The sequence below is a fragment of the Burkholderia sp. BKH01 genome, from assembly GCF_025685725.1.
Classification (GTDB): domain Bacteria; phylum Pseudomonadota; class Gammaproteobacteria; order Burkholderiales; family Burkholderiaceae; genus Burkholderia; species Burkholderia pyrrocinia_C.
On record NZ_JAOTQT010000001.1, the window covers coordinates 37,709 to 58,347 of the forward strand.

Sequence of the window (20,639 nt, forward strand, 5' to 3'; positions counted from 1 at the left end):
ATTGCGATATTCCGCAATCGGAGTAATCCCCTGATATTTAGTGCAATGCACAAGAATAGTCCAATCTTGACGCGCCGATAGTTTTAAGATAACGGCCGATATTATTTGCGCTTCTAAATTATAAATCGCCCGTTTCGAGTCGATTCTTCCGAATACCTTGTCAATCGGCAATTGAATTCACGCTTTGCGCAAGCCGATCGCGTTGCAAAAAAGTACGGGCGGCCGCCGCCACAGCCGCCGCCCGCACGCTCAAACGGTCGCGACAGGATTCACCGGCGCGCCGACCAGCCCGCGGATATGCAGCGGCGGCGCGGTCAGCAGAAACCGGTTCCGGCGGTGCGCATACAGCCAGTTCGCGAGCGGCGTCAGGTGCCACAGCTCGCCGAGGTGAATGCCGAGCTTGAACAGGCACAGCTCGTGCAACGGCATCAGTGCGCCCGGTTGCGCGAGCGGCTGCGCATGCTGCGGACGTTCCTCGATCGCATGGTTATCGGCCACGAGCGCGGCCAGCCCCGATTCGTCGATCCATTGCAGCAGCCGCGCATCGCTGCTGTCCAGCACGCACGCGCTCGCGACCGTCGCCGGCGATCCGCCGTCGTCGTTCAGCAGCAGATCCGCGAAGCCGGTGTGAAGGCAGACGATGTCGCCGCGCTCGACCTGCACGCGGTCCGCGTCCATCACCTGCATCAGTTGCGCGAAGCCGACCTTCGTGCGCGCGTCGCCGAAATGACGCCGCAGGTCGACCAGCACGCCGCGCCCCTGCACGCCCGTCTGCGCCATCACCTCGATGCCGAGCGCGCGCGCGCCGCCCGTCGCGTCGCCTTCCTGCGGCACCCGCAGATGCTCACCCATCCGGAAGCCGTTGTAGAACACGATTTCAGGCACGCCGTCGTCGTCCGCGTCGAACAGGCCGCCCACGTGCGACAGGCCGTCCCATTGCGTCGAGAACTGCGAGTGCATGCAGAACGAATCGTCGCAGACCACGTCGGTTGCGTTCGCAACCTGTTCGTCAGCGCGATAGCCGAAGTACGGCTTGCCGCCGAGCAGCGCCGGCATGATCGCCGGCGGCCGGCGCCGTGCGTTCAGCCCGCCGCCGCGCGGCACATCGAGCGGCAGGCTCAACGAGAACGACAGCCCTTCCCGGACCTCGGCCGTGCCCTGCCGCACCTTGTCCGGCGTCAGCCAGTTCAGCCGCCCCTTCTGATCGTCGGGACCGAAATCGCCCCAGTTCGAGCCGGGCGGCCGTTTTTTCCAGCGGGGTGCATTCAAGATCGATGCCCTCCTTCAGTACCTGACGTGAGCGCCGCGAGCGCGTCGAGCGGCGCATCGTCGGCAAGCGCCTGCACGGCATCGCGCAGCGCGAGCGCGCGCGCCATGCCGAGCGCCGAACTCGCCGCCAACACGAATTTCGCGGTGAGCTCCTGTTCGGTCAGCGGCCGCGAATTCGTGCCCTTGCTCGACTCGATCCGCGCCTCGCGTACTTGCCCGTCTCGCAACTCGACGCGCAGCACGGCCGGCAGGAAAGTCGGGAAGCGTGCGTCGCACCACGGATCGGCCACGCAGCGCACCTTCGCGGCCAGCGCGCGCCGTGCGGGGTCCTGCGCAAGCGCATCGCCGAAATCGTCGAACCAGACGCCGAGCCCGCCGCCGCCGAGCAGCGCCGCCGCGACCGTGTACGGCCCCGAGAACGCTGCCGCATAACCGTTCGGCGGATTCGCCTTCAGCTCCGCCGGCTCGCCGATCGTGCGCAGCGTCGACGTCGCGACCCGCAGCTCGGCCGACACCACGTCGTCCGCCGTCACGCCTTGCGCCTTCAGTTGCAGCGCCGCGTCGATGCCCGGATGCGTGAAGTGGTTGCACGGATACGGCTTGAAGATGATCCGGCTCGTCTCCCATTCGTCGCCCAGGTCGCGCAGCACCGCGTCGACATCGGCGAGGTCGCCGCACCACGCGTGGAAGAAGCCGAAGCGGCCTTCGAGCGCGGTCGGCGGCGCGGTCACGCCCGCGCCTGCCAGTTCCGCCGCGCTCACGCCCGCGTGCGCCGCCCAGCCGCAATGGATCCGCTTCACCGAGCCGCCGGTGCGGTTCGCTTCGAGCAGGCCCGCGCCCATGCTCGCGGCAATGCCGAGCGCCGCCGCGATCTGCGCGGCGTCGAGCCCGAACAGCATCGCCGCGGCTGCCGCCGCGCCGACCGTGCCGCAGATCGACGTCGCGTGCTGGCCGCGCTCGAAGAACACCGAATTGCCGAGCCGCTCGTTGTACGCGGCGACCCCGAGCCTGATGCACACCTCGGTGCCGACCGTAATTGCATCGAGCAGCGCCGCGCCCGACGCGCCGCTCGCCTGCGCGGCGGCAAGCGCGGCCGGAATCACGGATGCGCTCGGGTGCAGCACCGACAGCATGTGCGAATCGTCGAAATCCATAGCATGCGCGAGTGTGCCGTTGACCAGCGCGGCGCTCGCGGCCGGCAGCCGGTCGGGCGCACCGATCACGCTCGCCGGGCCGGCGCCGGCCCAGCGCCGCGCGACCTGCAGCACCGACTGCGCGACCGGCTCGTCGTGCGCGATCAGGCTGTTGCCGACCACGTCGAGCACGCGCGCGGCGGCCTCGACGCGCAGCCTGCGATCCAGCCCTTCGGCGCGCACCTCCGCCGCAAAGCGGCCGAGCGCACCGACGATGCCGTCGGGCAGCGCGGGCCGGCTCGCTGCGGCCGGATCAGCCCCCGCCGCCGGAGCGGAAAGCGTCTCGGGTGTGCTCATGCCAGGGCTCCACTGAGTCGAAGATTGTTCGCGAGCGCGAGCGTCACGCGCGCGTTGGCGATCAGCGGCGGCGCGACCACGCGGCCGTCCGGCAGCACGAACACCGACGACGCCGAGGCCTTGCCCGCCGCCGCATCGACCGCCTCGAGCACGCGCTCGGCCGCGCGGATCTCGTCGTCGGACGGCGTGAACACCTCGTTGATCACCGGAAGCTGCGACGGATGGATCGCGAAGCGGCCGACGAACCCCATCGATTTCGCGCGCAGCGTCGATTCCTTCAGCCCGTCGAGATCGGGCAGCGTGTGATAGACGGTCTGGATCGGCCCGTTCAGCCCCGCCGCGCGCGACGCGACCACGCAGCGCGCACGGCACACCTCGAGCGTGAAGTTGTCGACGCCGATCTGCAGGTCCGCGCGCAGGTCGCTCTCGCCGAGCCCGATCCGTTCGAGCCGCGGCGACGCGGTCGCGAGCTGGTAAGCCGTCTCGACGCCGTACGCCGACTCGATCAGGATCTGGATGCCCGCCTCGCAGCCGAGCGCGTCGAGCCAGCCCGCGACTTCCTGGATCTGCTGCGGCAGGTCGCATTTCGGCAGGCGCAGCGCCTGCAGCGCGGGCTGCGCGATCGCGTCGACATCGTCGCGGCACCACGGGCTGCCGATCGGGTTGATCCGCACGTACGTCGGCTTCGGCGGACCTTCCGCGAGAATCGCGGCAGCCGCCTGGCGTGCGTCGGCCTTGTGGCTGGCCGGCACGGCATCCTCGAGGTCGAGCACGACGGCATCGGCTTCGCTTGCATACGCCTTCTCGACCACCTGCGCCTTGTGCGCGGGCACGTAAAGGTAACTGCGGTAAGTTGCGCTGGTTTTCATAAAATGCCTCGCTCGGTCAAATCGGCGATCTCGCGCCGCTCCAGTCCCAATGCGCTGAATACTTCGTCGTTGTGCGTGCCGCGCGCAGGCCCGCCCCAGCGGATCGCGCCGGGCGTGTCGGACAGCCGGAACGGCACGTTGTGCGTGCGGAACGCGCCGAGCTCCGCGTCGGGCACCGACACGATCGAGCCGAGCGCCGCGTACTGCGGATCGCGCAGCACGTCGGCGACGTCGTAGATCGGCGCGACCGCCGCCTGCGCGCGCTCGAATTCGGCGATCACGTCGTCGCGTGTGCGCTGCCCGATCCAGCCGCCGACCGCCGCATCCAGTTCGTCCGCATGCTTCGCGCGTTCGGCGCCGTTCGCGAACCACGGTTCGTCGATCAGGTCCGCGCGGCCGACGAGGCGCATCACGCGCTCGGCGATGCTGTGCGCCGATGTCGACAGCGCGACCCACTTGCCGTCCGACGTGCGGTAGACGCCGCGCGGCGAATTGTTCGGCGAACGGTTGCCGGTGCGCTCGGGCACTCGGCCCGTCTGGTCGTAGCTCGCGACCTGCGCGCCCATCGCGGCAAGCATCGTCTCGATGATCGCGAGATCGACGACCTGGCCGCGCCCGGTGTGCTCGCGCGCCTTCAGCGCGGTCATGATCGCAAACGCGGCGGTCAGCCCCGCGACCGTGTCGGCAAGCGGAAACGACGGCAGCAGCGGCGGCCCGTCCGCGTCGCCGGTGATCGACGCGAGCCCGCTCATCGCCTCGGCCAGCGTACCGAAGCCCGGCCGGCTCGCATACGGGCCGAACTGGCCGAAGCCCGTCACCCGCACGAGCACGAGCCGCGGGTTGATCGCGGACAGCACGTCGTAGCCGAGCCCCCAGCGTTCGAGCGTGCCGGGCCGGAAATTCTCGACGACCACGTCCGCCTGCGCCGCCAGTTCGCGGAAGATCCGCTGGCCGTCGGCCGTGCCGAGATTCAGCGTGACCGCCCGCTTGTTGCGCGCGAGCACCTTCCACCACAACGGCACGTCGTCACGGCGCGCGCCGTACTTGCGCGCCGGATCGCCGTCCGGATGCTCGACCTTGATCACGTCGGCGCCGTAGTCCGCGAGCATCGTCGCCGCGAGCGGGCCCGCGAACAGCGTCGCGGCGTCGATCACGCGAATGCCGTCGAGCGGCGCCGGTCTGGAGGCGTCCGACGCCGCGCCGGCGTCGACGTCCCCGATTTCCACAGTGGCCATGCCGTTCTCCCGTCAAATGGATTGCACGGCGCGCCGCGTACCAACATCATCTGCATGACTAATCAACCTGAAAAGATGCGGGCGCGGCGCGCGACCTGTCGCTCAGACGGCGTTGATCCGGTAGATCGGGAAATACGTCTGGATCTTCCCGTTCAGGTAGTCGGACGCGAGCTTCGGCACCTCGTCGAAATCGAAGATCTCGGTCGGTTCCTGGCCGATCCAGCCGCTCGTTTCCTGGAAGTCGCGGATCGTGATGCTGTCGTCGTAGCGCCACGCATGCGTGTGGATATGCAGGCGGCGGTTGATGCATTCCGTCGCGCGCAGGTTCCACAGGCGCATCCCGGTCTTCCAGCCGACCGTCGTGACGATGCCGGTGCGGCCGACCACGCGCATCGTCGCGCGATACAGTGCGCCGCCGAGGTTGTCGAGGAAGATCGCGACGCCGCGGCCGCCGCTCAGTTCCGCGATCGTCTCTGCGAACACGCGCTCCGACTCGCGATAGCTCGCCTGGTATTCGGGATCGGTCTTGTAGCGCTCGTCGTCATACGCGAGATTCGGGAACTTGCGGCGATCGACCGGCGTGATGCCGAGCTTCGCAAGCTCCTCGAGGCGCCGGTCGTTGCTCGCCGTCATCGCGACGCGAAAGCCCTCGCGCTTCGCGAGCTGCAGCTCGGCGAGCGTCGTGCCGCCGCCCCAGCCGAACACCAGGTAGTCGGCCGGATCGACGTCCGGCAGCTGCGAGCGCCAGCACGCCGACGCCACCTTCCAGTTGTCCCACGCGGTGAAGTAGCGGCCGTACGTCGCCCATTGCAGCAGCGAATGCCGGCTGTCAGTCGGCACCGCGACGAGGTTGTCGGCGCGCATCTTGGTGCGCTGCGCCATCACGCCGATCGTGCCCGGCGCGTCGTACGCGTAGACGAGCTCGGCGAACCCGTATTCGTCGCGCTTGCCGAACGGCATCACCATGCAGATCTCGCCTTCCTTCAACGTCTTCACGCCGCTGCCGCGCTCGACGATGCGCACCAGCGCACCGTTGCCGAGCACGATCTTGTCCTCGCGGCGCTGCCGGCAGATGTCGACCGGATTGCGCGACAGCGCGTGGTCGAGGTTCGCTTCCCATGATCCGAACAGCGGCTCGACCAGCACCTCGTCGGCTTCCAGATCGGAGAATTCGAAGGTCTCGCGACGCAGCTCGCCAGCCACGGGCGCCTGCTTCCTGCTCGGTTCCGGTCCTGCGTAGAGAACCCATGCATCGGTCTTGATCATCGTCATGCCTCGGTAAATGACTCTGTATGAATGTGCACGCCGAACACGCCGCTTCGTTCAGCGCGAATACGCCTGCTCCAGTGCCGCCTCCACGTCGGCCGTCGCGGCGACCTGCCCGAGCTTCGGGAAGATCTGCGTCAGCGCGAAGGTCTGCGCGTCGGCGGACGACGTGCTGACCGCGTCGCTGACGACGACCACGTTGTAGTTGTTCTCGTATGCCTGGCGCGCCGTCGATTCGACGCCGATGTTGGTCGCGATCCCCGTCAGCACGATGTCCGTGATGCCGCGCCGGCGTAGCTGCACGTCGAGGTCGGTGCCGGTGAACGCGCCCCACTGGTGCTTCGTCACGACGAGGTCGGACGGCCCCACGCCGAGCGCCGGCGCGAACGCGCTCCATTCGGGATCGAGATTCGGCGGCGCCGACGGCGCATCCGTCTTGACCTTCAGCGCCACGCCGCCGTCCGGCCGGTAGCTCGTGTGCACGTAGATGACGGGAAGCTGCAGCGCGCGGAACGCGGTCGCCAGCTCGACCGTCTTCGCCACGACCTGTGCGCCGGTGTACGGCACGACCGGCAGCGACACGATGCCGTTCTGCAGATCGATTGCGACCAGCGCGGCCGTGCGATTGAGCGTCGGAATGGACATGGTGAAACCTCACTTCTGTTGGGAGATGGAAGAAGCGGCGGCATCGAGGTGCCGGCTCGATGCCGCGTTGAGCAGCAGCAGCACGCTGATGACCGCCAGGACGATGGCCAGCTCGCGCAGGCCGCGATCGCTCGCGGGATGGCCGAGCGCCAGCCCGACGAGCGCAAACGACAGGCTGCCGCCGACATACTGCGCGGTGCGATACAGCCCCGAGGCCGTGCCGATCCGGTCGTGCGGCGCGCTCTGGTAGAGCGCTGCCTGGTTGCCGAGATTGTTGAAGCCGTTCGGCACGCCGAACACGATCGACAGCAGCACGATCGACCAGACCGGCATCGCGCTGGTGAGGAGGCTCATCACGACGCTGCCGACGCACAGCATCGCGGAGCCGACGATCAGCACCGGCCGCGAGCCGTGACGGTGCGCGATGCGGGTCGCGAGCATCGTCGCCACCGTGCCGACTCCGGCGATCGGCAGCATCACGAGGCCGGCGTCGGCGGCGGACAGGCGCCTGGCCTCCTGCAGCCACATCGGCAGCGCATAGAAGATCGCGTAGAACACCGCGTAGGTGCCGACGCAGCGCAGGTACGTGCTCGTGAGTGCACGGTTGTCGCTCAGCATGCGGATGTCGATCAGCGGCGTCGCGGCCAGCCGCTCGCGCCGGACCAGCAGCGGGCACAGGACCAGCGTCGCGACGAGCAGCAGCCAGTCGGGCTCGTGCGACACCGATTGCAGGAACAGCAGCAGGCTCGTGAGCGTCACGATGAACAGCGCGACGCCCGGCAGGTCCAGCTCCATCAGCGTGCCCCGCAGCGTGCGGCGTGCCAGCGCGCCGCGCGGGACGACGTCGGCCGGAATCCACAGCCACGCCAGCACGAAGGCCAGCAGCACGATCGGCAGGTTGATCCAGAAGATCGCGCGCCAGCCGGCGAACTGCACGAGCGCGCCGCCGAGCGGCGGCCCGAATGCGACGGCCACCTGCGCCGCGACCGAGATCGCGCCGAGGCCGCCCGTCGGCGTCGCGCCGTTCGCGTGCCGCTGCGACCACGTGCGGATCATCGCCATGCCGGCCGGATACGCGGCGGACGTGCCGATGCCGAGCGCGACGCGCGACGCGATCAGCCACCCGAGCGACGGCGCGAACGGCGCGAGCGCGGACGCGATCAATACGATCGCGAGGCCGATGCAGAAGATCCGCTTCGCGCCGAAGCGATCGGCGAGCCGCCCCATCGTCGGCTGTCCGACGGCCGTCGCGAGATAGAGGCCCGACACGAGCCACATCGTGTCGATGCGTTCATGCGCGGCGCCCTGCGGGTTGAACGCTTGCTGGATGCTGACGAGCGCGACCGCGATCATCGACGAGTTCAGCGCGTTGAGCAGCGTGCCGAGCACGATCGGACCCACCAGCCTGCTCGGCAGACGCAGGCCCGCCGCGCGCGCATTGCCGCCGCCTGCCGGCGTGCCGCCGGGGGACGAGGGTGTTGCTTGCGCAGGTCGATCGTGATTCGTTTTCATGGCATCGTCACGTGGTGGTTTCGCATCACTCGATCAAATTCGAACGTGCGTTCACCTTACCGTTACGATTGCCGTGAATGAAATGGATTGTTGCGATGCACACATTCGTCGCTTGAATGCAGATCGCGAGCCGGATGCGCGAAAGCGGCCCGGGCGAGTCGGGAACGACATCGGCAAACTAGCCGTATCCCTTGCCGGACGGGCATATCCCGGGAGCGCGGCCGATCTTGCCGAGAACGTACGAAATGATTTGCGCCGTGTGCTTCCACCGGCCGGCGACCGTTTTATGCGGCGGTGCGACAGGGATTCAGAGCGATGGCTCTAGACCGGCACAACGGACGTTCCATCGTTGGCGGAACGCGTTCGGCGACGAGTTCCGCGGTATGGACGTGGCCGACGTGCGTCGGCTCGAGGAACTGGAATCGTAGAACGGCCGGCTCAAGCGCCCGATTGCCGGGCAGATGCGGGTGGTCGACGATCTCGAGGCGTTCGGTTGAAAAGTGAGCACCGCGACCGGCCGGCGCGAAGCGCTGGAATTCCTGGCTCGGCAGGGGCGCGCTCAACGGAACGCATGTCGCTGCCCGGGGCGAGCCGCCGGGTGGCGGCCTGCACGCTCACACCTTCCCCGCCAGATGAAACCGCGACGCCGGATGCCACAACCGCACCGACGTCGCGACCTGCTCGCCGACCCACGTGCGGCGCTTGAGCAACAGGCACGGCTCGCCGATTTCCATCACGAGGTGCCGGCGCACCTGCGCGTCGGGCTTCTGCGCGTAGCTCCGGAACTCCGCGCGCTGGATCGGCGCGAGCCGCACCATGTAGTGATTCGGCGTCTCGACCGTGAAGTCCTGTTCCAGATACGCGGGAAACAATGCCGGATTGACGTAACGATCCTCGAACTGGATCGGCTCGTCTTCCTCGTAATGCACGATGCGCGAATGGAACACCGGCCCCGAACGCAGCCCGAGCGCTTCGACCGCCTCCTGATCGTCGCTGCTTTCGAGCAGCAATACGCGCGCGCTGTGCCGATGGCCGCGCTCAGCGATCTCGTCCGCGATGTTGCGGATTTCCAGCACCGTCGATTCGTAATGCCGACGTTCGACGAACGTGCCGGCCCCCTGGATCCGGGTCAGCACGCGCTCGGTGGTCAGCTCGCGCAGCGCGCGCGACACCGTCATCCGCGCGACGCCGAACTCCTTGACCAGTTCGGCCTCGGTCGGAATCGCGCCGCCGGGCTTCCAGTCGCCGCTCGCGATCCGCTCGACGACGTAGCGCTTGATCTGCTGGTAGGCCGGCAACGCGCGCGCCGGCACGTCGCCACCCGGTGCGCCGGCCAGCCGGCCGGCAAGTTGTCGTTCCGCTTCGTTCATGCGCCCTCGACCGATTGAATGATGGATCGCCCGCCGGCCGCCGCGTCGCTCGGCGGCCGGACTCCCGTCGTTACATCACGGGCGGCGGCACGCCCGCGACGATGCCGGCGGCGATCGCGATGTCGTCCGCGAGCGGCCGGTCGTCCTGGTACGCCGGCACGCGTTCGCGCACATGCCGCCACAGCGCGTCGGTGGGCGCGGACCGCGACGCGCTGCCCGCCTGCAGATCGTAGGCCTGTGCGGCGGCCAGCAGCTCGATCGCCAGCACGCGCGTCGTGTTCTCGATGATGTCGAGCGCCTTCAGTGCCGCCGGCGTCGCATGGCACAGATGATCTTCCTGCAGGCCCGACGTGATGCCGCCGTCGAGGCTCGCCGGCGCCGCGAGCCGCTGGTTCTGCGCGACGAGCGCGACCGCCGTGTACTGCGCGATCATGAAGCCCGAACAGGTGCCGCCCGGCGTCGCGAGGAATGCCGGCAGCCCGCTCACGAGCGGATTGACGAGCCGGTCGAGACGCCGTTCGGCGATTGCCGCGACCTGGGCCATCGCCGCCGCGAGGCTGTCCATCGCCAGCGCGATGCCCGCGCCGACCGCATGCGCCTGCGAATGGACAGCCGGCGCATCGCGCGTGCCGGCCACGATCGGATTGTCGGTCACCGACGCCAGTTCGCGATCGACCACTTCCGCCGTCACGTCGAACACGTCGCGCGCGGCGCCGTGCACGTGCGGAATCGTGCGCAGGCTGAGCGGATCCTGCGTATGCCGGCCGCTTGCCGCCGCGAGCATCCCGCTATCGGCGAGCAGCGCACGCAAGCGCGCGCCGACGTGCCCGATGCCGGGCGAGATCCGCAACGCCAGCGACGCCGGATCGAACGCGGCGAGCTGCCCGCCGAGATTCTCGAAGCTCATCGCCGAAACCCAGTCGGCCCAGTCGAGCAGCCGCTCCGCACGCGCGAGCGCGAGCGCGGCCAGCCCCGTCACGCACGGCGTGCCGTTGACGAGGCTCAGCCCTTCCTTCGCACCGAGCACGAGCGGCTCGCGGCCGATGCGGCGCAACGCCTCGTCGCCGCGAATCCGCTCGCCGCGGTGACGCGCATGACCATGGCCGATGCAGACGAGCGCGACATGCGCCATGTGGGTCAGATAACCGACCGAGCCGTGCGCCGGCACTTCCGGCAGGCAATCGTGCTCCAGCAACGCGACGAGCTGGTCGACGACGTCGGCGCGCACGCCCGAATGCCCGTGCGCGTAGTTGTTGATCGCCGCGGCCATGATCGCGCGCGTTTCCGGCGCGCCGAGCGGTGCACCCACGCCGACCGCGTGACTCATCAGGATGTTGCGCGACAGCGTGCTCTGCTGCGCCGGCGACACGATCACGTCGCATAGCGCGCCGACGCCCGTATTGACGCCGTACGCGCGGATGCCGCGCGCGACGATTTCGTCGACGAGCTCGCGCGCCGCAACGACGCGTACGCGCGCCTCATCGGCCAGCGCGAGCGGCTCGCCGGCGGCCACTGCCGCAACCTGCCGCCAGTCGAGCGGTTTTGCCGAACGGAATACGGTCATGGCAGCCTCAGTTCGCGGAACGGTCGTGGTGGCTCGACACGAACTGCCGGAAGCGCTCCGAGCACTGGCCGCCGAACAGATCGTCGGGCGTGCCGTCCGAATCGACTTCGCCCTGATGCAGGAACATCACGCGGTTCGACACGTGCCGCGCAAAACCCATCTCGTGCGTGACGACCAGCATCGTGCGCCCTTCCTCCGCGAGCGAGCGCATCACGCGCAGCACCTCGCCGACCAGTTCCGGATCGAGCGCCGACGTCGGTTCGTCGAACAGCATCACCTTCGGATGCATCGCGAGCGCACGGGCGATCGCGACGCGCTGCTGCTGGCCGCCCGACAGGTGCGCCGGATAGTAGCCGCGCTTGTCCGCGAGGCCGACGCGCGCGAGCAGCGTCTCGGCTTCCTCGACCGCTTCCGCGCGGCTGCGCTTCTGCACGCGCAGCGGGCCTTCGACGAGGTTGTCGAGCACCGTCATGTGCGACCACAGGTTGAAGTTCTGGAACACCATCCCGAGCTGCGAACGGATCCGGTCGACCTGGCGCCGGTCGCCCGGCTGCAGCTTGCCGTCGCGCGTGCGCTTCATCTTCAGTTCCTCGCCGGCGAGCGCGACGGTGCCGTCGTCGGGCGTCTCGAGCAGGTTCAGGCAGCGCAGGAACGTGCTCTTGCCCGAGCCGCTCGCGCCGAGGATCGAGATGACGTCGCCCTCGTGCGCATCGAGCGAAATGCCCTTCAGCACATGGTGATCGCCGAACGACTTGTGGATGTTCCTGACCGACAGGGCAACGGGAGCAGCGGTGTTCATCGGATTCTCCGGAAGGGATGGATGCGCTCAGGACGCGACGCGCCGGGCATTGCGCGCCGCCGCGGCGGGCGCGCCGGCCGGCTTCGGCGCACGCAGGTGGGCCGACAGCCGCCATTCGAGCGCGCCGAGCACGCGCACGACGATGAAGTTCAGGCCGAGGTAGATGAGGGCCGCGCACACGAACACCTCGGTCGTGCGGTAGGTCTGCTGGATGATCTGCTGCGCGACGCCCGTCACTTCCCACACCGTGACGAGGCTGGCCAGCGCGGTCGACTTGACGAGCAGCACGGCTTCGGTCGAGTACGCGGGCAGGCACTGGCGCAACGCGATCGGGCCGATCACGCGCCGCAGCAGCGCGAAGCCCGACAGGCCGATCGAATAACCGGCCTCGATCTGCCCGACCGGCACGGCCATCAGCCCGCCGCGCACGATCTCGGCCGTATAGCCGGCCGTGCACAACGCCAGCGACAGCACCGCGCACACATACGGTTCGCGCAGCAGCGGCCACATGAAGCTCTCGCGAATCACGCCGAACTGGCCGAGCCCGTAATACACGAGGAACATCTGGATCAGCAGCGGCGAACCGCGAAACACGAGGATGTACGCACGCGCGACGCGGTTCGGCAGCCAGCGCGGCGACACGCGCATCGTGACGATCACGAGCGACAGCAGGCCGCCGAGCACGAGCGACGCGAAGAACAGGCCGAGCGTGGTCGGCACGGCCGCGAGCAACTGGCGCAGCGTGTCGAGGAGGAAATCGAAATCGATGGACATGCGTGCTCTCCGTCAGTTGCGCGCGAAATTGCGGCGGAAAGAGCGGCCGACGATCGCTTCCGCCCGGTTGAACACGCGGTTCGACAGGCCCGTCATCACGAGGTAGAGCGCGCCGCCCGCGACGAAGAACACGAAGTACTGGTGCGTCGAGTTCGCGGCGATCTGGCTCGTGCGCAGCAGCTCGGCGAGCCCCGTGACCGAGATCAATGCGGAGTCCTTGAGGCTCAGTTGCCACACGTTGCCGATGCCGGGCAGCGCGAAGCGCAGCACCTGCGGAATCAGGATGCGGCGCAGCACCATGCCGCGCGACATGCCGACCGAACGCGCCGCTTCGAGCTCGCCCTTCGACACGGCCAGCACGGCGGCGCGGTACACCTCCGCCTGATACGCGCCCGAGATCATCCCGACCGCCAGCGCGCCGATCACGAACGGCGGCACGCCGATGAAGCCTTCCGCACCGAACCACTGGCCGACGGTCGTGACGAGCGTCGAGCCACCGAAATAGAACAAGTAGATGACGAGCAGTTCGGGCACGCCGCGAAACACCGTCGTGTAGAGATCGCCGAGCAGCCGGGCGCTGCGGTGGCGCGACAGTTTCGCGGCCGCGATCGCGGCGCCGATCACGGCGCCGACCGCGAGCGCGGCGAGCGTCAGCGCGACCGTCATCAGTGCGGCGAGCAACAGCACGCCGCCCCAGCCTTCGGTTCCGAAGCCGAGCATTTCAAGAATCGCCATGCGTGCCTCCCGGCAAGCGTTGAGTGAATCTGCAGGATGCGCGCCGCCGTGCGTCGCCGTGTCGTTGCGTCGTGACGTCAACTACGCGGCGGCGGCCGGACGTGCGCTTACGGCGTGACGTCGGTCTTGAACCACTTGTCGGCAAGCTTCTTCACGGTGCCGTCCGCGAGCGCCGCGCCGATCGCCGCATCGAACTTGGTCTTCAGGTCGGCATCTTGCTTGCGGAACGCGAGACCTTCGCCCGGCCCCCAGATCGGCCCGCCGAGCTTCGGGCCCGCGAGCACGATAGACGCGTTTTCCTTCTTCTCGATGTTCGCCGCGTAGTACGTGACGTCGTCGAATGACGCATCGATGCGCCCGGCGACGAGGTCGAGATCGCGCTCGGGCGAGGTCTTGTACACGCGGATCGATGCGATGTCCTTGAAGCTGTCGTTGATGAACTTCGTATAGACGGTGCCCGACTGGATGCCGATCGTCTTGCCCTTCAACTGCTTGCGCAGCGCGTCGACGGTCGGCTTGTCGGCGTTCGCGTCGCCGGTCAGCTTGACGGCCGGCGCGCCTGGCGCGGCCTTCGGGATGATCTTCGTGTCGGTGACGGCGAACGTCGCCGGCGTGGCCGCATAGGGGCGCGAGAACAGCAGGATCTTCTCGCGCTCCGGCGTGATCGAGATCGCATCCATCAGGACATCGAACTTGCCGGCCTGCAGGCCGGGAATCATCCCGTCCCAGTCCTGCGCGACCATGTTGCACTGGACCTTGATCCGGCCGCACACGTTGGCGAGCAGTTCAGGCTCGAAGCCGCCGAGCTTGCCGCCCGGCAGCGTAAGGTTCCACGGCGCGTAGCCGCCTTCGAGCGCCACCGTCACCGTCTTCCATTCCTTCGCCTGCACCGGCGCGGCGAGCGTCGCCGCAGCGGCCGCGATGGCGCCGATCGTCTTGATTGCCCACTTGATGCGCTTGCCGTTCACGAGATTTCTCCTTGCGTTGAAGTTCGTCATCCCCTCGGTCATGCAAGCCGCCTCAGGAATTTGTCTATACAAGCATGCAAGAAGAAAAACAGCGGGACAAGCGCTGATCAAAAAAAACCGCGTAAACGCGGGAAATCCCCTAAATACGCGGCTCCAGCGCGCCTCATTGCGGGGAATTCGGGCACGGATTTGGTGCAATTGACATGGACAAATCGCTAGGATGACTAGACAAATTTCGAATTGGATCGCCGGGCGCCGACCATTCGACATGCGGAGACGGGAAGGTCGGACTGACCGGCATAAGGTCTGCGGATTGGATCTCCGGTCGATGCTCGATCGAGTATTGCGGGCCACGCTTCGACATCGCACGCGTGCCGATCCGGCCGCGCGTTCGCGTTTTCCGGAAGTCGACGCGAGCACGACCGATCGGATCGGGGAACGTGTCGACGCCCCCATCCGCGCCATGCTCGGGCCACCTTCGTGGCCGACATGGACACGGCCATGAAGGTAGCCCGTGTGCGCCGCTTCGAGCGGCCAGGGGATCGGTGTCTTGCAGCAGAACGCGGAAATCGTGCCGGATGGCGTAAGGACGAGCTGAGACAGGGGCCGACCGGGTGTCGGCGTCACCTGGAAGACACCTGCTTCGACTTGCTGCCGTCAAACGTCGCGACGAAGCTGTCGGTGAAACGGTCGAAATCGTCGGGGGCGACGCACGTGTGCGTCGTGTCGTATGGCAAACCTGCTTGCCCACTTCGCGAGCGCAGGCGCAAGCGTAGCGGCGGGCTTGAGAGGCGTCGCGCACGAAGCGGGAGCGACGACGAAGCCGTTCGCCAGCATCAGCGCAAGCAATGCTGCACGAACGTGCTCCAGGATTGAATTTTCTTCCTGCTTCAATGCGCCGAAAAAAAGATCAGGCGCGACCGTCCCCTTCCCCGCGTTGGACATCGCCAAGCATGGTGACGAGGACGAGCGCGGCGATCAGCCCCAGGTGCTCGAAGAAGCTGTTGAGCGCCATGAAGCGCGCCACGCCCGTCTGGTTCCAGAAGTCGTTCGCCACCAGCATCGCGACGACGGTCAGCACGCCGAGTCCACCCGCGCCAATCCAGGTGAACCGGCGAAATACCACGCACAGCGAACCGCCGATCTCGACCACAACCGCCAGTGCAGCCCAGAACGCGGGCGGGTGCAGGCCGAAATGCGCCTGCTCCGCGATCGCATCGCCGAAGTGCATCGCCTTGTTGACGCCGCCGATCAGAAAGGCGGACACCAGCGCAAGTCGTACCAGCGCGCCGACCCACGGCTGCGCCAGCAGGACACGAATCCACCCGGGGCTGCACCGGCCGGTTGTCGTCGACATGTCAGATCGCCCAGCACGAACAACCGAACGCGCCCCAGAAGCCCTTCGCGTCCGACGTAGGCAATGCGCTCCCCCACGCGCTCGCATGTGCATGCGCGTGCACGTTGCATGCGCTCGCGCAGCCGCACATCGCGGCGGCCGCCGCACGCTGCAGCGGTGCGCCGTTGCGCTGCGTCGCACCCCAGCCGCCGTAACCACCGTACTCGCGCACCGGCGACCAATCCGGCATCGCGGGCGGAATCGGCGCATCGTGCGATGCGAACGGCCCCGCACCCCATACGATCTTGCCGCCGACCACCGTCAGCAACGCGGTCGTATCCACGATATCGTCCTCCGCGCATGTGAAGAAATCGCGATCCGGGACCATCAGGTCGGCAAGCTGTCCGACCGCGATGCGCCCTTTCTTCCCCTCTTCGTTCGAGAACCACGTCACGTATTCGGTCCACATCCGCAGCGCGGTCTCGCGATCGAGCAGATTGCGCTGCGGATACATGCGCAGCCCGCCGACCGTCTTGCCCGTCACGAGCCACGCAAGCGACACCCACGGGTTGTACGACGCGACGCGCGTTGCGTCGGTGCCGGCCGACACCTTGATGCCCTTCGAGAGCATCTTCGCGACGGGCGGCGTCGCTTCGGCCGCCTGCGCGCCATAGCGCTCGACGAAGTATTCGCCCTGGTACGCCATCCGGTGCTGCACCGCGATGCCGCCGCCCAGCGCCGCGATACGATCCATCGATTTTTCGGTGATCGTTTCCGCGTGATCGAAGAACCAGTTCAGGCCTTCGAGCGGGATGTCCTTGTTGACCTTTTCAAACACGTCGAGCGCGCGGCTGATCGTTTCGTCGTAGGTCGCATGCATGCGCCACGGCCAACGGTTCTGTGCGAGCACACGCACGACGCCTTCGAGATCGTCCTCCATCTGCGCCGGCAGGTCCGGGCGCGCGACGCGGAAATCCTCGAAGTCGGCCGCCGAGAACACCAGCATCTCGCCCGCGCCGTTGTTGCGGAAATAGTCGGTGCCGTCGTGATACTTGACGCTCTTCGTCCAGTTCACGAAGTCTTCCTTCTCGGCATTCGGCTTCTGCGTGAACAGGTTGTACGCGATCCGGATCGTCATCTCGCCCGCGTCGTGCAGCTTGCGGATCACTTCGTAATCGTCGGGGTAATTCTGCGAACCGCCGCCCGCATCGATCACGCCCGTCACGCCGAGGCGGTTCAGTTCGCGCATGAAATGGCGCGTCGAGTTGTACTGGTATTCGAACGGCAGCTTCGGCCCCTTCGCGAGCGTCGCGTAGAGGATCGTCGCGTTCGGGTTCGCGAGCAGCAGCCCGGTCGGGTTGCCCGCGGCGTCGCGCAGGATCGTGCCACCCGGCGGCTCCGGCGTGTCCTTCGTGTAGCCCACCACGCGCAGCGCGGCCGCGTTCAGCAGCGCGCGGTCGTACAGGTGCAGGATGAACACCGGCGTATCGGGCGCGACCGCGTTGAGTTCCTCGATCGTCGGCAGGCGTTTCTCGACGAACTGGTGTTCGGTGAAGCCGCCGACCACGCGCACCCACTGCGGCGCGGGCGTGATCGCGACCTGCCGCCTGAGCATGTCCATCGCGACGGCGAGCGACGGCACGCCGTCCCAGCGCAGCTCCATGTTGTAGTTCAGGCCACCGCGAATCACGTGGCAGTGGTTGTCGATCAGACCCGGCAGCACGGCGCGGCCGCCGAGATCGACGACCTTCGTCGCACGGCCGGCGAGCGGCATCACGTCCGCTTCGGTGCCGACCGCAACGAAGCGGCCAGCGGCGATCGCCACCGCTGTCGCGGTGGGGTTTGCGCGGTCGAGGGTCGTGAACCTTCCGTTGTGAAGGATCAGATCCGGTTGGGACTCGGTTGCGGTCATATACATCACCTCGTTTCGATCAGAAGCCAAAGAGCTGTTTGAGGGTGGGGATGGCCTGCACGCCGATCACCATGCCGAGCAGCCCGACCAGGGCAATCAGCGGGGGTGCCGGAGAGCGGACCTTGATTGCGCTGTAAATGACACCGATCAGCAAGCCCGCACCAAGGGAAACCAGATAAGGTTCCATACGATCAATTTCTCGGACAGGTTGGAATGCAGGTCGTAACGTCCTGGCAAACACGCTGCGGGCGGCATCCGTGAATCGACCACGTACGCCGCCCGCGATTTCGTATTGCCGATGCCACGTGTACGCATGGAACACGCCGCATCGGCGTCGACAGTCGAGACTGCCTTCGTTTACTTCGCCGGCACGGGCGCGATCGACTCGTGCGGCGTCGCGGTGCGCTGTTCGGCCTTGTGGACCATCGTGTACGCGTAGTCGACGCCCATCCCGTACGCGCCCGAGTGCTCCTTCGCGATCGCCATCACGGCGTCGTAAGTCTCGCGGTGTGCCCAGTCGCGCTGCCACTCGAGCAGGACCTGCTGCCACGTCACCGGCACCACGCCGGCTTGCACCATCCGCTGCATCGCGAAGTCGTGCGCGTCCTTCGACGTGCCGCCCGAAGCGTCGGCCACCATGTAGATTTCGTAGTCACCTTCGAGCATCGCGCACAGCGCGAACGTCGTATTGCAGACCTCCGTCCACAGGCCCGACACGACCACCTTCTTGCGGCCGTTCGCAGCAAGCGCGTCGCGCACCTTCTGGTCGTCCCACGAGTTCATCGACGTGCGTTCGAGCGTCTTCTGGTTCGGGAACACGTCGAGCAGCTCGGGATAGGTGTGGCCCGAGAAGCTCTCGGATTCCACCGTCGTGATCGTGGTCGGGATGTTGAACACCTTCGCGGCCTTCGCGAGCCCGACGACGTTGTTCTTCAGCGCCTGGCGGTCGATCGACTGCACGCCGAACGCCATCTGCGGCTGCTGGTCGATGAAGATCAGCTGGCTGTTATGGGGGGTGAGTACTTCAAGCTTCGGATTGCTCATGGCGGTCATGTCCTTTGATGCGGAGAAAAAATTGCCTGCCTCGCCGGCAAGCAGGGAGGCGCCCAATGCGCTGTGCCGGAAGGTTCGCCTGCCAGCCGTTGTCATTCAACACGCGAATTCATGGTAACGCCACTTAATCAATTCTATTAATAAAATCCCTAAAACCAGGCCTTAAAAGATCTTAAAACCGTCGAATTGAATGATCACATCAGAAAAGACCTGCTACGCTATCGAATGAATTCACGCTCGTCTCCGGATCGGTAGTTATCCGTATTTTTCACACGGTTGTCATTCACTTGTAACTGCATCATGAAGCCGTACATTTCATCGCTACTTGCCGGAATGCTCGCCGGTGCTGTCTACTACCTGATTGGCGTGCCGTCGCCGGCTCCGCCCACGATCGCACTGGCCGGCCTGCTGGGCATCCTTGCCGGCGAACAGATCCTGCCGATCGCACGCCGGATGCTCGCGGGGATTCATCTGAGAGCCGCGTGGAACGAGGCGAAGTGCAGCCAGCACATGTTCGGCGCGCTGCCCGGCGCCCAGGCATCCGATGCCGCCGCGAAGAAACGTCAATCGACGCCGTCGTGACCCACGTTGACCGACCGGATTCGGGGAGGCCGATCGGCGGGCCGGTCAATCTCCCGACGCCGACGACACGCAGGCGAGCCGCAACGCGAAGCACCCGCGAAACCCGGGCCCATTCGGCACGGCTCCCCCATGCGCTGACGCTGCGGAAATGGCGCACATCGCCAATACCGATCGGGCGCTGAATTCGCGCGAGGCAATCCTGCCGAAAAGAGATGGCGCCCCGGCTCCAGCAACCGGACGAATTGTTCTGAATCGTCTTGGACTCGGCGGTGCTTGGCGATAACATGACAGCCCGACGCCCCCGTGGAATTCATCATGAAGCTGTCATTCGAAGCGCTCGAGGCACTGGACGCGATCGACCGCACCGGCACGTTCGCCGAAGCCGCGGAGCTCCTGCACCGCGTACCGTCTGCGCTGACCTATCTCGTACAAAAGCTAGAAAGCGACCTCGACGTCGCACTGTTCGACCGCAGCGGGCGCCGTGCGAAGCTCACGCACGCGGGCCGCGTGGTCGTCGAAGAGGGCCGCCGGCTGCTGCATGCCGCCGAACAGCTCGAACTCAAGGCGCTGCGTGCCCAGCAAGGCTGGGAAACCGAGGTTCGCATCTGCATCGACGAGATCCTGCCGTTCGACGCGTTGTGGCCGTACGTGCATACGTTCTACGAACTCGAGATGAACACGCGGCTGCGCCTGTCGACCGAAGTGCTCGGCGGCACCTGGGATGCGCTGATTTCGCGCCGCGCGGATCTCGTCGTCGGCGCGGCGGGCGAGCCGCCGGATCTGCCGGACATCGTCGCGCGGCCGATCGGCACGCTCAGGCACGTGTTCGCCGTCGCCCCGACCCATCCGCTCGCGGCGCTGCCCGAACCACTGTCGATGGCGTCGGTCGTCGAGCATCGCGGCGCCGTCATCAGCGATACCTCTCGCGAACTGCAGCCGCGCTCGGTCGCCGTCGACTCCGGGCAGCCGTATCTCGCGGTCCCCACGCTCGCCGCGAAACTGGCCGCGCAGTGCGAAGGACTCGCGGTGGGCACGCTGCCGGATTGCATCGCGGCACGCGCGATCGCGCAGGGCAAGCTCGTCGCACGCCAGGTGACCGGCATGCGCGACACGACGCATTGCTATATCGCGTGGCGCGGCGACGAGGCCGGACGCGCGTTGCACTGGTGGGTCGATCAGCTCGCCCGCCCCGATCTCGTCGACCGCTTCACCGCGCTCGCCTGATTCCGCCGCTCGTCGGCCGCGCCTCTCGATCGAACG

General features: G+C 67.1%; 19 protein-coding genes and 1 pseudogene. 2 read left to right on the forward strand and 18 right to left on the reverse strand.

Translation table 11 applies throughout. The annotated features are described in order from the left end of the window. Nucleotides 1-249: 249 nt before the first annotated feature. From OEJ37_RS00180 to OEJ37_RS00265, 18 genes and pseudogenes are all read right to left on the reverse strand, one after another. On the reverse strand, nucleotides 250-1,269 hold the full coding sequence (locus OEJ37_RS00180; RefSeq protein WP_263342774.1) for a cyclase family protein: 1,020 nt from the start codon (nucleotides 1,267-1,269) through the stop codon (nucleotides 250-252). After that, nucleotides 1,266-2,759: an MmgE/PrpD family protein gene (locus OEJ37_RS00185; RefSeq protein WP_263342775.1), complete on the reverse strand. Its 1,494-nt coding sequence runs from the start codon at nucleotides 2,757-2,759 to the stop codon at nucleotides 1,266-1,268. Before OEJ37_RS00185 ends, OEJ37_RS00180 begins: the two co-directional genes overlap by 4 nt. Then, the gene (locus OEJ37_RS00190; protein WP_263342776.1) at nucleotides 2,756-3,628 is read right to left on the reverse strand and encodes an HpcH/HpaI aldolase/citrate lyase family protein; all 873 of its coding nucleotides are present in this window, start codon (nucleotides 3,626-3,628) and stop codon (nucleotides 2,756-2,758) included. The genes OEJ37_RS00185 and OEJ37_RS00190 overlap by 4 nt, the downstream gene beginning before the upstream one ends. Continuing rightward, complete coding sequence (locus tag OEJ37_RS00195) at nucleotides 3,625-4,863, reverse strand: CaiB/BaiF CoA transferase family protein (protein ID WP_263342777.1); 1,239 nt, start codon at nucleotides 4,861-4,863, stop codon at nucleotides 3,625-3,627. The genes OEJ37_RS00190 and OEJ37_RS00195 overlap by 4 nt, the downstream gene beginning before the upstream one ends. A gap of 102 nt (nucleotides 4,864-4,965) precedes the next feature. Next, entirely contained in the window at nucleotides 4,966-6,129 is a 1,164-nt protein-coding gene (locus OEJ37_RS00200) for a zinc-binding alcohol dehydrogenase family protein (RefSeq protein ID WP_263342778.1), read from the reverse strand. Nucleotides 6,130-6,186: 57 nt separating this feature from the next. Beyond that, the gene (locus tag OEJ37_RS00205) at nucleotides 6,187-6,774 is read right to left on the reverse strand and encodes a hydrolase (protein WP_263342779.1); all 588 of its coding nucleotides are present in this window, start codon (nucleotides 6,772-6,774) and stop codon (nucleotides 6,187-6,189) included. Between the two features lie 9 nt (nucleotides 6,775-6,783). After that, a complete protein-coding gene (locus OEJ37_RS00210; RefSeq protein ID WP_263342780.1) occupies nucleotides 6,784-8,286 on the reverse strand; it encodes an MFS transporter in 1,503 nt (500 codons plus the stop codon). 614 nt (nucleotides 8,287-8,900) lie between these two features. Then, complete coding sequence (gene hutC / locus OEJ37_RS00215) at nucleotides 8,901-9,656, reverse strand: histidine utilization repressor (protein WP_263342781.1); 756 nt, start codon at nucleotides 9,654-9,656, stop codon at nucleotides 8,901-8,903. A gap of 70 nt (nucleotides 9,657-9,726) precedes the next feature. Further along, nucleotides 9,727-11,220, reverse strand: a complete 1,494-nt coding sequence (hutH, locus tag OEJ37_RS00220) for a histidine ammonia-lyase (protein ID WP_263342782.1) — start codon at nucleotides 11,218-11,220, stop codon at nucleotides 9,727-9,729. 7 nt (nucleotides 11,221-11,227) lie between these two features. Continuing rightward, nucleotides 11,228-12,019 (reverse strand): ABC transporter ATP-binding protein, encoded by a 792-nt coding sequence (locus OEJ37_RS00225; protein ID WP_174421776.1) that lies wholly within the window; start codon nucleotides 12,017-12,019, stop codon nucleotides 11,228-11,230. A gap of 27 nt (nucleotides 12,020-12,046) precedes the next feature. After that, the gene (locus OEJ37_RS00230) at nucleotides 12,047-12,793 is read right to left on the reverse strand and encodes an ABC transporter permease (RefSeq protein WP_175919604.1); all 747 of its coding nucleotides are present in this window, start codon (nucleotides 12,791-12,793) and stop codon (nucleotides 12,047-12,049) included. A gap of 12 nt (nucleotides 12,794-12,805) precedes the next feature. Next, a complete protein-coding gene (locus OEJ37_RS00235; protein WP_174421774.1) occupies nucleotides 12,806-13,528 on the reverse strand; it encodes an ABC transporter permease in 723 nt (240 codons plus the stop codon). Nucleotides 13,529-13,635: 107 nt separating this feature from the next. Continuing rightward, a complete protein-coding gene (locus tag OEJ37_RS00240) occupies nucleotides 13,636-14,526 on the reverse strand; it encodes a transporter substrate-binding domain-containing protein (RefSeq protein ID WP_411859224.1) in 891 nt (296 codons plus the stop codon). A 388-nt stretch (nucleotides 14,527-14,914) separates the two neighbouring features. Then, nucleotides 14,915-15,366: pseudogene (locus OEJ37_RS00245) on the reverse strand (glyoxalase); the annotation flags it as partial. A 40-nt stretch (nucleotides 15,367-15,406) separates the two neighbouring features. Next, a complete protein-coding gene (locus tag OEJ37_RS00250) occupies nucleotides 15,407-15,853 on the reverse strand; it encodes a DoxX family protein (protein WP_175919606.1) in 447 nt (148 codons plus the stop codon). Between the two features lies 1 nt (nucleotide 15,854). After that, complete coding sequence (locus OEJ37_RS00255) at nucleotides 15,855-17,744, reverse strand: amidohydrolase (RefSeq protein ID WP_263342783.1); 1,890 nt, start codon at nucleotides 17,742-17,744, stop codon at nucleotides 15,855-15,857. Nucleotides 17,745-17,763: 19 nt separating this feature from the next. Then, nucleotides 17,764-17,931, reverse strand: coding sequence for a DUF1427 family protein (locus OEJ37_RS00260; protein ID WP_044847131.1), 168 nt, complete (start codon nucleotides 17,929-17,931; stop codon nucleotides 17,764-17,766). Between the two features lie 170 nt (nucleotides 17,932-18,101). Further along, a complete protein-coding gene (locus OEJ37_RS00265; protein ID WP_174419839.1) occupies nucleotides 18,102-18,788 on the reverse strand; it encodes a hydrolase in 687 nt (228 codons plus the stop codon). 309 nt (nucleotides 18,789-19,097) lie between these two features. Between OEJ37_RS00265 and OEJ37_RS00270 the strand changes: the two genes are divergently transcribed. Continuing rightward, the gene (locus tag OEJ37_RS00270; RefSeq protein ID WP_174419840.1) at nucleotides 19,098-19,379 is read left to right on the forward strand and encodes a XapX domain-containing protein; all 282 of its coding nucleotides are present in this window, start codon (nucleotides 19,098-19,100) and stop codon (nucleotides 19,377-19,379) included. A gap of 315 nt (nucleotides 19,380-19,694) precedes the next feature. Next, a complete protein-coding gene (locus OEJ37_RS00275; protein ID WP_263342786.1) occupies nucleotides 19,695-20,603 on the forward strand; it encodes a LysR family transcriptional regulator in 909 nt (302 codons plus the stop codon). The last annotated feature ends 36 nt before the right edge of the window (nucleotides 20,604-20,639 follow it).

Coding starts and splice junctions, on each gene's coding strand:
- OEJ37_RS00205 (WP_263342779.1), bottom strand. CDS start 6,774: ATGTCCATTCCGACGCTCAATCGCACGGCCGCGCTGGTCGCAATCGAT.
- OEJ37_RS00260 (WP_044847131.1), bottom strand. CDS start 17,931: ATGGAACCTTATCTGGTTTCCCTTGGTGCGGGCTTGCTGATCGGTGTC.
- OEJ37_RS00250 (WP_175919606.1), bottom strand. CDS start 15,853: ATGTCGACGACAACCGGCCGGTGCAGCCCCGGGTGGATTCGTGTCCTG.
- OEJ37_RS00275 (WP_263342786.1), top strand. CDS start 19,695: ATGAAGCTGTCATTCGAAGCGCTCGAGGCACTGGACGCGATCGACCGC.
- OEJ37_RS00235 (WP_174421774.1), bottom strand. CDS start 13,528: ATGGCGATTCTTGAAATGCTCGGCTTCGGAACCGAAGGCTGGGGCGGC.
- OEJ37_RS00230 (WP_175919604.1), bottom strand. CDS start 12,793: ATGTCCATCGATTTCGATTTCCTCCTCGACACGCTGCGCCAGTTGCTC.
- OEJ37_RS00255 (WP_263342783.1), bottom strand. CDS start 17,744: ATGACCGCAACCGAGTCCCAACCGGATCTGATCCTTCACAACGGAAGG.
- hutC (WP_263342781.1), bottom strand. CDS start 9,656: ATGAACGAAGCGGAACGACAACTTGCCGGCCGGCTGGCCGGCGCACCG.
- OEJ37_RS00270 (WP_174419840.1), top strand. CDS start 19,098: ATGAAGCCGTACATTTCATCGCTACTTGCCGGAATGCTCGCCGGTGCT.
- OEJ37_RS00210 (WP_263342780.1), bottom strand. CDS start 8,286: ATGAAAACGAATCACGATCGACCTGCGCAAGCAACACCCTCGTCCCCC.
- OEJ37_RS00240 (WP_411859224.1), bottom strand. CDS start 14,526: ATGACGAACTTCAACGCAAGGAGAAATCTCGTGAACGGCAAGCGCATC.
- OEJ37_RS00185 (WP_263342775.1), bottom strand. CDS start 2,759: ATGAGCACACCCGAGACGCTTTCCGCTCCGGCGGCGGGGGCTGATCCG.
- OEJ37_RS00265 (WP_174419839.1), bottom strand. CDS start 18,788: ATGAGCAATCCGAAGCTTGAAGTACTCACCCCCCATAACAGCCAGCTG.
- OEJ37_RS00195 (WP_263342777.1), bottom strand. CDS start 4,863: ATGGCCACTGTGGAAATCGGGGACGTCGACGCCGGCGCGGCGTCGGAC.
- OEJ37_RS00225 (WP_174421776.1), bottom strand. CDS start 12,019: ATGAACACCGCTGCTCCCGTTGCCCTGTCGGTCAGGAACATCCACAAG.
- OEJ37_RS00190 (WP_263342776.1), bottom strand. CDS start 3,628: ATGAAAACCAGCGCAACTTACCGCAGTTACCTTTACGTGCCCGCGCAC.
- OEJ37_RS00200 (WP_263342778.1), bottom strand. CDS start 6,129: ATGATCAAGACCGATGCATGGGTTCTCTACGCAGGACCGGAACCGAGC.
- hutH (WP_263342782.1), bottom strand. CDS start 11,220: ATGACCGTATTCCGTTCGGCAAAACCGCTCGACTGGCGGCAGGTTGCG.